This window comes from Mycobacterium shigaense, assembly GCF_002356315.1.
GTDB lineage: Bacteria > Actinomycetota > Actinomycetes > Mycobacteriales > Mycobacteriaceae > Mycobacterium > Mycobacterium shigaense.
This window is the reverse complement of record NZ_AP018164.1, coordinates 2,675,676-2,688,240: the sequence shown is the minus strand read 5'-3', so window position 1 is coordinate 2,688,240 and position 12,565 is coordinate 2,675,676. Positions and strand designations below refer to the sequence as shown.

13 protein-coding genes and 4 pseudogenes are annotated in these 12,565 nt (G+C 66.6%); 10 read left to right on the top strand and 7 right to left on the bottom strand.

Going from position 1 to position 12,565, the window contains the following annotated elements; translation table 11 throughout:
- Window positions 1-162: 162 nt before the first annotated feature.
- Window positions 163-831 carry a TetR/AcrR family transcriptional regulator gene (locus MSG_RS12490; RefSeq protein WP_096440009.1) on the top strand — a complete coding sequence of 223 codons (669 nt, stop codon included), beginning with the start codon at window positions 163-165 and terminating at the stop codon, window positions 829-831.
- Between the two features lie 170 nt (window positions 832-1,001).
- Complete coding sequence (locus tag MSG_RS12485) at window positions 1,002-1,703, top strand: cutinase family protein (protein ID WP_096444424.1); 702 nt, start codon at window positions 1,002-1,004, stop codon at window positions 1,701-1,703.
- Window positions 1,704-1,781: 78 nt separating this feature from the next.
- On the opposite strand, the gene MSG_RS12480 is transcribed toward MSG_RS12485, so the two are convergent.
- Entirely contained in the window at window positions 1,782-2,153 is a 372-nt protein-coding gene (locus MSG_RS12480; RefSeq protein ID WP_096440007.1) for a DUF5073 family protein, read from the bottom strand.
- Window positions 2,153-2,938 carry a heavy metal-binding domain-containing protein gene (locus MSG_RS12475; RefSeq protein WP_096444422.1) on the bottom strand — a complete coding sequence of 262 codons (786 nt, stop codon included), beginning with the start codon at window positions 2,936-2,938 and terminating at the stop codon, window positions 2,153-2,155. Before MSG_RS12475 ends, MSG_RS12480 begins: the two co-directional genes overlap by 1 nt.
- A gap of 184 nt (window positions 2,939-3,122) precedes the next feature.
- On the opposite strand from MSG_RS12475, the gene MSG_RS12470 reads away from it, so the two are divergent.
- Window positions 3,123-3,629, top strand: a complete 507-nt coding sequence (locus MSG_RS12470; RefSeq protein WP_096440005.1) for a hypothetical protein — start codon at window positions 3,123-3,125, stop codon at window positions 3,627-3,629.
- Between the two features lie 64 nt (window positions 3,630-3,693).
- Here MSG_RS12470 and MSG_RS12465 read toward each other — a convergent pair whose 3' ends face one another.
- Window positions 3,694-4,608 (bottom strand): SDR family NAD(P)-dependent oxidoreductase, encoded by a 915-nt coding sequence (locus MSG_RS12465; protein ID WP_096440003.1) that lies wholly within the window; start codon window positions 4,606-4,608, stop codon window positions 3,694-3,696.
- A 420-nt stretch (window positions 4,609-5,028) separates the two neighbouring features.
- Here MSG_RS12465 and MSG_RS12460 point away from each other — a divergent pair, with 420 nt between their 5' ends.
- The 6 genes and pseudogenes from MSG_RS12460 to MSG_RS12435 all read left to right on the top strand — a co-directional run.
- Window positions 5,029-5,850 carry a SigB/SigF/SigG family RNA polymerase sigma factor gene (locus MSG_RS12460; RefSeq protein WP_096440001.1) on the top strand — a complete coding sequence of 274 codons (822 nt, stop codon included), beginning with the start codon at window positions 5,029-5,031 and terminating at the stop codon, window positions 5,848-5,850.
- A 114-nt stretch (window positions 5,851-5,964) separates the two neighbouring features.
- Window positions 5,965-6,585 carry a hypothetical protein gene (locus MSG_RS12455; protein ID WP_096444420.1) on the top strand — a complete coding sequence of 207 codons (621 nt, stop codon included), beginning with the start codon at window positions 5,965-5,967 and terminating at the stop codon, window positions 6,583-6,585.
- A gap of 175 nt (window positions 6,586-6,760) precedes the next feature.
- Window positions 6,761-6,964: pseudogene (locus MSG_RS12450) on the top strand (M24 family metallopeptidase); the annotation flags it as partial.
- Window positions 6,915-7,707, top strand: a pseudogene (locus tag MSG_RS12445) (M24 family metallopeptidase); the annotation flags it as partial. The pseudogenes MSG_RS12450 and MSG_RS12445, both read left to right, overlap by 50 nt.
- Before the next feature lie 169 nt (window positions 7,708-7,876).
- Entirely contained in the window at window positions 7,877-8,605 is a 729-nt protein-coding gene (locus MSG_RS12440) for a sulfite exporter TauE/SafE family protein (protein WP_096439999.1), read from the top strand.
- A gap of 71 nt (window positions 8,606-8,676) precedes the next feature.
- Window positions 8,677-8,984 (top strand): annotated as a pseudogene (locus tag MSG_RS12435) (HNH endonuclease signature motif containing protein); the annotation flags it as partial.
- Window positions 8,985-9,006: 22 nt separating this feature from the next.
- Here the strand turns inward: MSG_RS12435 and MSG_RS12430 are convergent.
- Window positions 9,007-9,813, bottom strand: coding sequence for a maleylpyruvate isomerase family mycothiol-dependent enzyme (locus MSG_RS12430; RefSeq protein WP_170063154.1), 807 nt, complete (start codon window positions 9,811-9,813; stop codon window positions 9,007-9,009).
- Window positions 9,814-9,847: 34 nt separating this feature from the next.
- The gene (locus tag MSG_RS12425; RefSeq protein ID WP_096439995.1) at window positions 9,848-10,771 is read right to left on the bottom strand and encodes an NAD(P)H-binding protein; all 924 of its coding nucleotides are present in this window, start codon (window positions 10,769-10,771) and stop codon (window positions 9,848-9,850) included.
- Window positions 10,772-10,864: 93 nt separating this feature from the next.
- On the opposite strand from MSG_RS12425, the gene MSG_RS12420 reads away from it, so the two are divergent.
- Window positions 10,865-11,341, top strand: coding sequence for a winged helix-turn-helix transcriptional regulator (locus MSG_RS12420; RefSeq protein WP_197704998.1), 477 nt, complete (start codon window positions 10,865-10,867; stop codon window positions 11,339-11,341).
- Between the two features lies 1 nt (window position 11,342).
- Here MSG_RS12420 and MSG_RS12415 read toward each other — a convergent pair whose 3' ends face one another.
- Window positions 11,343-11,882 (bottom strand): hypothetical protein, encoded by a 540-nt coding sequence (locus MSG_RS12415; protein WP_096439993.1) that lies wholly within the window; start codon window positions 11,880-11,882, stop codon window positions 11,343-11,345.
- 176 nt (window positions 11,883-12,058) lie between these two features.
- Window positions 12,059-12,552, bottom strand: a pseudogene (locus MSG_RS26155) (CoA transferase).
- Between the last annotated feature and the right edge of the window lie 13 nt (window positions 12,553-12,565).

Sequence of the window (12,565 nt, the reverse complement as noted above, 5' to 3'; positions counted from 1 at the left end):
TTGCAGTGATCATACACAATCAGCAACATGTCTCGCCGTGGGTTCACGGGCTTCGAGCGCAGCGAGTAACCGGCGGTTGCGCGCGCCGGCAACGATCATTTAGCTGCGACGATATGATTTAGCCGTGATGATGATCTACGGCCCGTCAACGGCTCGCTGACCATGCGCAGTCACGGCTGGGGAGGCAATACGCCCGCGTCCGATGAGGAGGCCATCGAGCGAATCCTCAATGCGGCGGACAAGATCATCGATGAACGCGGTTCGGCCATGCGGATCGCGGACGTCGCCCGCGCGCTGGGCGTGACCCGGCAGACCGTGTACCGGTATTTCCCGGGCACCGAGGCGTTGCTGGTGGCGAGTGCGATGCGGTCGGCCGACGGCTTCCTCGACCATCTGGCAGCCCATCTCAAGGGCATCACCGATCCCGTCCTCGCCGTGACCGAAAGTTTCGCATTCGCAGTCGAGCAGCTGGCTTCCGACAACCAACTCGAACTGGTGCTCAACCGGCGCCATCGTGGCGGTCAGGTGGTCTCCATCGTTTCCGACACTGCGCTGGCCTTCGGGCGTTCGATGCTGCATCGCTTCGATATCGATTGGCAGCAGTACGGTTTCGACGACGCGGGGTTGGACGAGCTGAACGAATTCACTCTTCGGTTGTTGCACTCGTTCCTGGCGGATCCCGGTCGGCCCCCGCGCAGCGGCGCGGATCTTCGGCGGTACCTGATCCGGTGGATCGGCCCGGCGATTGCCTATCCGCAACTTGCCCAGGCGATGGAACCGCTGCGGCTGCTCGAGCCCCGCGTCCGACGGCGGCCGTCGGCGGCGTCGTAGATACCAAAGTAGTCGTAGGTACCAAAGTAGTTGAGCTACAAGAAATAACGCGCGCGATTGACGCGGGAATCGGCACCGCGCGGGCACGGTGAAAATGTGACAAAATTCGACACGTGAAGGCGTATGCCCTCCCACCATTGCTCGGTTTCGCTGCAGCGCAAACCTGGGCGATGCTGATTGCCCCAATCCCCGCCGCATCTGCCGAGCCGTGCCCCGATGTCGAGGTCGTCTTCCCCCGGGGCACCGACGAGGCGCCCGGTCTGGGCGACGTCGGTGAGGGTTTCGCCGAGGCGGTGCGCGCACATCTCGGCGCGAAGTCGGTGGGCGTTTATCCGGTCAACTACCCGGCGTCGATGGACTTTCCCAGAGCCGTCGACGGCATTACCGACGCGGGCACTCACGTCGAGCAGATGGCGGTCAGTTGTCCCAAAACCATGATGGTGCTGGGCGGTTACTCCCAGGGCGCGGCCGTGATGGGCTTTGTGACCGCTAGTCAGGTCCCGTCCGGGACGAGCCTCGGCCAGGGCCTGCAGCCGATGCCGGCCGACGTCGCCAACCACGTGGCCGCGGTCGCGCTGTTCGGGACGCCGTCGCCCCAGTTTATGAGGTTCATCAATCAACCCGCCGTCTCGGTCGGGCCCCTTTACGCGCCCAAGGCGATCGAATTGTGCGCCCCCAACGACCCGGTCTGCGGGGGGTCGGGCGATTTCTCCGCCCATCGGCAATACCAGCAGGCGGGGATGATCGATCAAGCGGCGGATTTCGCCGCCGGGCGGATCGCGCTGGCGACTCCCCCGTCGCCGGCTCCGGCGCAGTCGCGCGGACTACTGGTGCCGCACAACCCGGGACCGCCACCGGGACCGGTGGCCTGACGGCCGGCCCGGCGTGTTGTTCATCGACGCTCCGCGGCTCGGCAGATAACGAAAACCTCTGCAGAGCTTAGCTATTCCCTAGGTGCCGGTCTCGAGAACTTCGAGCGCCGCGTCGACGTTGGGCATGATGGTCGGGCCGTAGTGAGCCACCACCTGCCCGAGCGCGCGGGCGATGTGCGGGCCGACGGCCGCGGCGGCGAGCACCTCCTCGGCCAGCGCGATCCCGCCGACGACGTGAGCGGCCCCGAGGCGACCGTCCGGGGTGAGCTCATAGCGCCAGTCGCCGATCTGGACCCGTTCGGGTTGCGACCGGAACAGGCCACGCCGTGCCGGGGTGCGAGCCACTCCTGGGATTCCGCAGAAGACCCGGACGACCATGCCCACTCCCCCGGGCCCGGACAACGCCGCTCCGATCGCACGGCTGACGCGGTCGGGGTCGAATCCGGTCATCAATCGCCCATCGGGAGCACGAACGACGGTGTGATGGTTTGCGGTTCGCTGTGGCGGCGCACCGCCGTGCCGGCCACGTAGAACTCGACCGTGTGATGTCCCCAGGCGTAGTTCGAAATCGCGAAGTGCACACCCACGATGCCGGTTGCCCCGTCGCGCTCGGCCTCGGCCTGCATGCGGGACATCGCCAGCTCCCTGGATTGGTAGCTGCCCTGCGTCCACTGCGGCATCTCGGCGTTGCGTCCCGCCTGCTTGAGCATCGTCATAAACCCTTGCACCGCAACGTGGAACACGCAATTACCCATCACGAACGCCAGTGGGGCATATCCTGATCGCAGCAGGGTGGTCAAATCCTGGCCGGACAGGTGGCTGGAGAATGCCTGCCCATTCGGGCGGCGAAAGGCACCCGGTTTCGGGGTGTAGCGGACGGCGGTTCCGACCGCGATGAACTCGAGGTGCTCGCCCTCGCCCTGATGGCGCCAGTCGAGCCGGACGCCGACGACACCGTCGGCGCCGAGTGAATCGGCCTCGGCCTGCATCCTCGACATCGCGTTCCAGCGCGCGCGATACGTCGCGTCGGTCAACACCGGCAGTTCCGATTGCTGCCTGATGCCGGTGAACTGGTAGCCGACGTGATAGACGGAAACGCCCATCACAAGCTCGACCGGTTCGAAGCCCGCGCCATGCAGCAAGGCGAATTCGTTGATCGAGAGATCGGAGGTGAACACCTTCCCGGCGTGTGAGAGTCGTTCGCTGGCCACCGGGTCGAGCGGGTTCGGTTGCATCGTCACACCCTTCTGCGATTCCCGCACAGCGTAGGACGTGCGAGTGTCGTCCACATGCATAACGTGCGACGTCGTCCATGGGAAGGGCGAACGACGACGGACGTGCTCGGCGGCAGGCCGGGGTGTCGCATTTGTCGTGCACCGACACCGGCGCGGCGAGCGAATATCGGGGTAACCACCCGACATGACTGCTGTCGCCGCGATCACGATCTTCTACCCGCCGTCCGACCCCGATGGGTTCGGCCAGTGGGTGATCAAATACCTGGCTTCCGCCCGCCGGTCGGCCGGACACCTGAGCGCGCGAGAATCGATCCGGCCAACCGCGCAATGGGATTGGGCCGTCGAGGTTTCTTTCACCAACGCAAATTTCCTCGAGGGCCGGCTGGACAGCGCGCAACGCAAATCGATACTCAGCGAGGGTGAAGCCGACGGCCGCTGGCGGCGCTCTGCCGATCTCGTGCTGCACCGCGACCAACCGCCGCCCGCCGGTGTCCGCTGGCACCGCGTGCCACCCGGCGAAGAGGCGGAATTCATCGCGGCACAAAGCAATTTGACACGTACCGGTTCGGCTCTCCGCGGGTATGAAGGTGCCGCGTTGTTTCCGGCCGACTCTTCCGGAAGGTGGTTGTCGGTGCTCCGATTTCACACGCCCGATCAACTCACGGCGTGGCTGAGCGCGCGGGACCGCTAGGAGTGGGCACGCGCGGGCTGCCCCACGAGCGCGCCGGATGCCGGATCGCGATGCTGAAGCTGCTCTATTTCCCGGAAGGTGTCGAGCCGATCATCTTATGCAGGTCCCGCACCGACCAAGGCTGGGCGCCATGATGGTCGCGGTACCCCAGCAGTGACGGGGTCGGGCGATCGAACCGGCCGACGAATCCACCTGCGGCAACCAGGATTTGGCCTGTCACGTCGTGCGCCAGGTCGCTGGCCAGGTAGGCGTAGACCGGGGCGACGAACTCGGGCGGGGCGCTGTCCAGCGACGCTCGCATGGTTACGTCGTCGAGCAACCCGCGGCGGTGCAGGTCGGCGATGTGCTGCTGGTATTCCACGCCGGTGGACAACCGGGTTTTCGCGCCCGGGCACACCACGTTGGCGCGCACGCCGGAGGATTTCAGCTCCGCGGCGATGGCCATCGTCAGCGCGTTGACGGCTCCCTTGCCCGCGGGATAGCCGGTGCCGCCGTAGTCGCCGAGGAAGGCGACCGAGCTGGTGTTGATGATCGACCCGTGCTCCTGTGCAGCCATCCGGCGTGCGGCGACGCGGCAGGTGTGAAACGCCGTGCCCAGGTGGGCGCCGATCAGGCGGTCGAAATCGGCAGGCGAGATGTCCAGGATCGAGGAGCCTTGTGGTTCGGCGACGCCGGCGCAATTGACCAGAATGTCCAACCGGCCGAATGTGTCGGTGCATGCGTCGATGAGCGCGGTGGCGACGGCCTCCTCGTCCGCGGCGCCCACCAGCGGAACGGCTCGCCCACCGGACGCCGCAATGGCCGCGACGGTCTCGTCCACGGCGCCGGCATCGCGCCCGTTGACCACCACCGCGGCGCCCAGCCGACCGAGAAGTTCGGCGACGGCGCGACCGATTCCGCGGCTGCCGCCGGATACCGCCGCGGTTTGCCCGGCCAGCAGGTTTTGCTCAATACGGCCATCGGCAGAGGCTGAAGACATTTGCCGAACAGTACCCAGTCAGGGTGTGAATGAGAACCGACAACGCTGCCGCCGTGGCTGCGGAATCGGTAACCGGCAGCGTGCTCCGTGGGTTACCAATCGCGGTTCCATGCCAGCAGGCGTAGTATCTGGGTGGAGTCCGTTCTGGACACATCGCCGTTTAGCTCAAAGCGGTCACTCAGCTGCAGGGGCTGCTGGGCCTTGGCTCCGGCGATCGATCTCTGATCATCCGCCCATCGTTCAGGCGCCGCGTGCGCTGCGTTTAGCCATCCATTTCATGGATTGGGGCAGTGGGACCGCCGGCGCGTATCTGCGATGCCTCGCTGCACACGACCGGGAAGGAGTGTGCTCGAAAATGCAACTCCGTTGGTGCGCAAATGTTTTAACGATCCAGACCGTCGGGGTGGGGCGGGTTTGCCGATGACCGACGTCCTTGCTCCGACCCGTTCGCCGGAGCCGCCGAAGCAGCCGCCGAAAGCGCGGTCCGACGACTCCTACGACGACGTGGTCGAGATGTTCCTCGTGCTCGGCATGCTGCCCGCGGAATCGCACGAGTACCGCCGCCAGCGTGAACGCATCGTGACGCGCTGCCTGCCGTTGGCCGACCATGTGGCCCGCCATTTCGGGCGGCGCGGCGAGGGGCTCGATGACCTGACTCAGGTCGCGCGGCTGGGGCTGATGAACGCCATCAACCGCTTCGATCCGGACAAGGGTCCCAGCTTCATCGGCTTCGCGATTCCCACCATGATGGGCGAGGTCCGCCGCTATTTTCGCGACTACAGCTGGAGCATGCGGGTGCCGCGGCGGCTGCGCGAGCTGCATGTCCAGATCAGCAGGGCGACCGCGGACCTGGCGCAACGACTGGGCCGCGCCCCCACCGCCAGCGAGCTGTCGCAGGAGTTGGGCGTCTCGCACGAGGAGGTCGTCGAATGCCTGGTGGCCGGTGACGCCTACCAGCTGGAGTCCCTGGATGCCCCCAGGGGGTCCGACGGGTCCGGCAATACCCGCTCGGTCGCCGATGCGGTGGGAGGCATCGATCCGCAGATCGACCACATCACCAATCGCGAGGCGGTACGTTCGCTGGTCAGTGCGCTCCCGCAGCGGGAGCGGGAGGTGCTGCACATGCGCTTCTTCGAATCGATGACCCAAAGCCAGATCGCCGCGCGGATCGGGGTGTCTCAGATGCAGGTGTCGCGCATCCTGGCCAGCACCCTGCAGAGCTTGCGCGACCGGCTGGATTAGTCGCATCGGGCCCAGCAGGCTCTTTGGGAGATACGCGCAATGTACTGTGCGTTTCAAGGCGACGAGGCCGATCCAGTCGCCGACGTCTCCCAGGCCTGGAAGGAGCACGACGCGATGAGGAGTTCACAGCTGGCAGTAACCGGTGTGGCTGCGGCGCTGTCACTGGTTGGGGCGCTGGCGGGGTGTGGCAGCAAGCCGGCGCCGGCGCCGTCAGGGTCAGCGACCTCATCGGCCAGTAGTACCAGCTCAGCTCCGCCGTCGCCGTCGCCGTCGCCTGCCCAGCCGACCGATTACACCGGGTTGCTGATCCAGGCGACGGATATCAACGCACCCATTGCGTTCACCGCGAGCCCGCCGACGAACAATCCGAACGGCCAGCCGGGCGTGGCAACGACATTCAGCGCGCAAGACGGCAACCACGTCATCAAGGACACGATCCAGGTCTTGGCGGACCCGGGTGCCGCGGCGAATGCGCTGAATGCGGCCAAGGCCGGACAGGGTGCCGCGCTCGCGCACCCGACGACGGATGCCTCCAAGATCGGCGCCAACGGAGTCGTCCTGACCGGCAACTCCTCGGACAAATCCAAAGGCATCGCGATTCTGCTGTTCACCGAGGGCAAGGCGTTCGTCACGCTGGAATTCGACGGCCCCGCCGACTCGCTGCCGCCCGAGGACTTCGTCAACGACGTCGGCGGCAAGCAGGACGCGGCCGTCCAGAAGGGCCTCGGCGGCTGAGCTCACCGCCCCGTGAACGGAGATGCCAGGATGAGGGCACCAGTCACACTCGCGACGGTCGCCGCCGCGCTCGCGGTGGCGGCCACTGGCGCGACGGGCTGCGGCGGCGGTTCGAGGCCCGCGCCGGCGTCGGCGAAATCAGCGACCTCCGGCACGCCTAGCAGCGGTGCGGGGTCCGGCTGAAGCTCCGATGATCGGAACGGCTCTCGGCGAGGAATGCGACGACAACTTCGTCCTCCCTACCGGAACGGTTCTGGTCCTGGAGCCCGTGATGTGGGAGGACGGAACGGGAGGTTATCGCAGCGAGGAGATCGTGGTGATCACCGAAGAAGGCTACGCGCCGATCACCGACTACCCCTATACGCCCTATGGCGAGTGAGGTCCTGCCCGACGCCCCCGCATTGCGAACCGGACGTCGGGAACGGGCGCTGGCCGAAATGGCCAAGTACGACCTGGACAAACTGGTACCCGACGAGATCGCCACCATGGATTCGGCAGTTCGCATCGCCGAACTCGGATTGGCCACTGCCCTCGACGAATTGGCACCGGGGGTGTCGGAACGGACGCTAACCGGGGTCCTGATGGAGGCGATGGCCGCGGGCGGGGTCAGCACGCCCGCCACGCAGGACGCCGCGTGGGTGACCTCGCGCGACCAGCCCTGGCACCGCGGTGCCGCCGAGGCGCGGCCCGGGGACCTCGTCGCGTTCGCCGCCGGCGCGTTGGCGAACGGCTATGTCGCCGAGGTAGGCCGGACCTGGCCGGTGGGCGATGATGTCAGCGCCGGAGCCCGCTCGCTGTTGGGATCGGATGCGTTGTACGACAACATGCTTGGCGCCTGCCGCCCGGCGCGCCCACTCGCGATCTGCTTGCCGCCTACGGCGCGTCCGGTGAGCCCGTGCCGCCGATGCCGGTGCGCACGGTCTGGGGCTTGGCTTCGATCCACCGGTGGTGTCCGAAACACTCGTAGCCGCGGGCGAAGACGATCAGCTCGAGGCCGGGATGGTACTGGCCCTCACCGGCTACGTGTGGCAACAGGACGTCGGGGCGGTGTTCCGCCGGGACACGGTCCTGATTACCGACGGTGGCGTCGACGTGCTGACCGACAGCCCGTCGTGGGGTTAGGGGGCATCGGGCGTGTTATGGTAGCCCGGACAGCGTCTAGGGTTCCGGCGCAGCAGCGTGCCTGGTCCGAGCGACGCCACCGTGTCTCACCGACAGGACGCGGTCATCTGAACGGACAAAAGCCTGGAGGATCTCCGTCGGCGCGCGCCGCGCCGACGAGAAGGTCCTCATGCTTGCCGTCGTTGTACTGTTTCTCGTTGCTCTGGCCGCCGGTGCGCTCAGCGGTCTGATCGGCACCGGATCATCCTTGATCTTGTTACCGGTGCTCGTCATCGTCTACGGGCCGCGCGTAGCGGTGCCTGTCATGGCCGTCGCAGCGGTGCTGGCCCACATCGGCCGAGTCGCGGCGTGGCGAAACGAGATTCATTGGCGCGCCGTGCTCGCGTATGCCATGCCCGGTATTCCGGCCGCCGTCCTCGGCGCGCACACATTGCTGACGATCCCACCGGCCGTCGTGGACGGCGTGCTGGGGGTGTTTTTCCTCGTGATGATCGTGGTGCGCCGGATCGTGGCGACGAGGCCGTGGCGCCTCCGGCGCTGGCAGCTTGGCCTTGCGGGTGCCGCCATCGGCTTTTTGACCGGTCTTATTCTTTCGACCGGGCCGCTGAGTGTCCCCATCTTCACCGGGTATGGGTTGGCCGGTGGCGCGTTCCTCGGCTCCGAGGCGGCCAGCTCGCTGCTCCTGTATGCGGCGAAGATGGCCACCTTCGGCCAGTTCGGCGCGCTTCCGGGCTCGGTATTGCTGCGCGGCCTGGCGATCGGTGCCGCGCTGATGATCGGGCCTTTCCTGGCACGACCCCTGGTGCACCGCATTCGTCCGCACACCTACGCCCTACTGATCGATTTCGTCCTGGTCGTCGCCGCGGCGGGGATGTTTCTGGCCATCCGCGGTCAGTAGTCATCCAATTCGACTGTACGAGTGTGCATCTGGGGCGATTTCTGAGCCGCTGTCGTCGGTGGGCTTGGGCACAGCGAATCGTGTTGTACGCCAAGGATCGCGGATGCTCGGCCCCGGGTTGCACCGTGGGCGGCTACTACTGCGAGGTGCACCATGTCGACGACTACGCCGCCTGCCGCACCACCGACGCCGAGGACCTGACCTTTGCCTGAGGGCCCCACCACCGCGTCCTGCGGCCCGACAGCTGGACCACCCGCAAAGACACCAGGGGCGACACCGACTAATTCTGCCCCCGCATATGGACCGCAGCCAACCGCGCGCCAACACTTTCCATCATCCCGAAATGCTGCTGCGGGAGGAGGATGACGACGAGCCGTAGTTCAGCGCGGGTCGGTCTACCGTCAGATCAGGTTGAGGGCGTTCAGGAACTCCGCGGCGACGCTCTCGTCGCCGTCCACACGGACCAGCTCCCGCCACGGCAGCCGCTGTGTCGACCACGCCATGAAGTCCGACGTGCGGGAGGTGACGGTCGCGGCGACGGCTTCCCTCTCCGATGCGCCCGCCTCCGGTGCGTTGACATCGACCCCGCCGTGGGGCGCCGCCGACAACACGACATCGCGCCCGCCCGGGCCGGTAAGGCGTAGCCGAATGGGCGCGGGCAGGTGGTCGGCGAGATCGGGCTGCATCTGCGGGATGCCCCCGAGCAGCCACGCCACCGAGGGCACCAGTCGCACGTCGTCTAACGCGTGCGGCAATGGCACCGGCCCGCGTGGGGCGAGCACGTCGAAATGCAGGTGGGTCGTCAGGTCGAAGGTGAACATGTCGACGATGGCGTGCACTGGGTAGCTGCCCAAATCGAGCATGGGAACGATGGTGGACGCGGCCGGTTCGTCTTGCAGCGGAGTGAAGGTGCGCACCGCCGCGTCGAGTTGATTCCGCAGGAATTGCACGGTCTCACTCGGTGTCCAACTGCGCCGTTGGGCGACGATCATCTCGTTGAGTTCCTCGACACCCAACGGCGGTGATTCGGCTCCCGCGACGGCGGCCTGCAGCAGTTCGAGCAGCGAGCCGACATGGATGAAGACATCTTGGACCGACCATCCACCGGCCGCGCTGGGGGCCCGCCACTGCTCGTCGGTCAGTCGTCCGGCCGCGTCCAGGAGATCCTGGCCGGCCGCCTGCATTCCCTTGATTCCATTGTGGCTCATGTTATTTGCTCCAACCGTGGATTTAGCGCTTCCGTCAGGCGACGTGTGCGAAGTGCTCGCGCATGGCGAACACTCCGTCGTGCTCGAATTCCGCACGGTTGGCGCTGACATAGTCGGCCACGGTCATTGGCCTGCGGCCGGTGATGGCCTCGACGAGATTGTTCTCCCCGGCGAAGATGCCGTCCCGGTAGTCCTGCGCGACGCAGCTGATGTGCTGAACAAAGAAGGCTGTGCGGCCCTGAGCCGTCATCGCTTCCGCGTAGACCGAGATGTCGACAGGCTGGTAGCGGACCAGGATTCCCAGAGTGTTGGCGATTTGGTCGGCGATGCCGTAGTGGTCGAGCTCTTCGGCGCCGACCAGCGGGTAGATCTGGCGGTCATGCGGTGCGGGGTTCTGCAGCACCGCGGCGATCACGGCCGCCTGGTCGGCTCCGGAGATCGGCGCGTGCCGGCCGTTGCCGAACGGCAGCGTCAGCAGGCCTTCGCCGCCGTTGCGCTGCCATTGCCACTTGAGCCACTCGGCGAAGAACGTCGGGCGCAGGTGGGTGGTCATGAAGGCGTGCCGGTCCAATAGCCGCTCCGCAATCCAATATTGCCGCGCCGCATGACTTTTAGCCTCACGCCGCGCTGAGATCTGGGACATGTTGACTACCGCCTGAACGCCCGCCTCGCTGGCGGCCTGGGCGAATATTGCGGTCCCCTCCAGCAAGCCGCCCGGACCGATCGGATAGCAGAAATAGGCAGCGCCGATACCCGACATCGCGGAGCTCACCGCGCCGAAGTCGAGCAGGTCGCCCTGCACGATCTCGGCTCCGGCGGCGGCCAGCGCGTCGGACCGATGGTCGATCGCGTGGACCAGTGCGCGGACGCTGTGTCCGGCATCGAGGAGGATCTTGGCGGCCGGCGCCCCGGTGTTGCCGGTGGCCCCGGTGACGAGAAATGGCTTGTCGTTGGTCATGAGCAGAGGCCTCCTTGCTGACTAACGGGTTCGTTAGTAAGATGTAACCACCGACATCTGAATAACGCAAGCATTAGTTAGCAAGGAGGATCGGTGGAGTTCGAAGGACGGCTGCAGGACCGCGAAACCTGGTCCATCGGTGACGCGTGTTCGATGACCAAGGTGCTGGAGCTACTCAACAGTAAGACCACGTTCCAGGTGCTGCGCGAATTATTCTTCGGCACCACGCGCTTCGACGACTTCGTCGATCGCACCGGCAGCTCCGCGCCGGCCGTTTCGCGGTCGCTCAAGCAGCTGGAAGTCGCGCGGATCGTCGCCCGTACCCCCTATCGGGAGCCCGGCAGGAGGGCCCGCGACGAATACCGGCTGACCGACGCTGGGGAAGACCTGCTGCCCGTGTTCTTGTCCCTGGTGCAGTGGGGTGACACCCACCTGCGGGATGGTCGCGGGCCGTTGGCATTCGTGCACGGCGGTTCGGGTCAAAGCGTCGAGGTCCGCGTCACCGCCCCGCCCAGCGGGGCACCGCTGCGCTCATCGGACATCCGGATACGACAGTCGGCTCAGGGCTGACCTAACGGGCCTCGGCCGCGACGGCGTCGAGCAGATCCCCCACACCGTGCCGTTCCCACGCGCTCAGCAGGTTCGACAGCATCTGCAGGGGCGCGCGCAGGCTCTCGTCGTCCCGGATGCGGGGATCGCGGCGATCGTGGGGCGCGTCGGCGCCGAACCTCTTGCGAGTCAATGCCGGGACGTCGAGCAGCCACGCGACGCCCATCGCCGCCGCGTACAGCAACGTGTGACGACGCAACCGGTCGGCATCCAGTTCGGGTCCGCCGCAGCGATGGACCTCGGCGACGAACAACCGCCGCAACTCACCGAAATGGTTGTCCCACATGCCCGTTTCGGCCGCGGACAGCGCACCCCAGATGGCCATGCCCAAGTTCATCTGGCCGACGCATCCCCAGTCCATCAGGCCGCAGCGCAGAATCCCACCCGGATCACACCAGAACCATGCGTTGTCGATATTGGCATTCCAACGGCACAGTGCGACGTAGTCGGCGTCGGCGGCCGGCTGCTGGACCACGACATGTTCGTGCCGCGCGATTCGCATCGCGTCTTCACCCGAGCGCGCCAGGAACTTTGGCTACCCGCCGGCGGCGGGCAGCAGCCCGGGACGCATCTCGGCAAACTCGGCCAGCTGGCGCACCCGGCGCTGCAGCCGCTCGGCCTACAACGGTGCGCGTTCCCCGACTGTTGCCGCCTGCACGTCCAGCGAAAAATGTGCGGTCAATGCGGCGGGCAAGCGCCCGGACCCCTGCAGGGGCGGAAGCTCGAGGTCGGGATGGCTGGGCGTGTGATAGCCCCAGCCGCTGGGGAAAGACGTTGATGCTCTGGGCGTTGTCGAATTCGGTCGGTGCTTCCCTGCCGAACGGAGTGACCGAGCAGAACACCATCGTGATGCCGCTCGGCCCAGCTCGTCGCGCGATCGTCGATGACCGCGTCGGCGGCACCGATCAGCTCGTGCAGCCGCTCGGTGCCCGCGGGATCGGTGACATCGAATTCAAGCGACTGCTTGTTGGTGTTGAGGTACGCGAACAGCCCTCTGCCCTCGGGCCCCGGGACGTCACCGACGATGGGGCCAGGGCCCGGGTGGGACTGCCCCACCCGGGCATCTCGACCTTGATCACCTCGGCGCCGAAGTCCGCCAACAGTTTTCCGCAGTACTCCCCGGCGACCGACCCCGCCAGCTCGACGACCCGGAAGCCCGTCAGCGCCGACATGCAGACTCTCCCA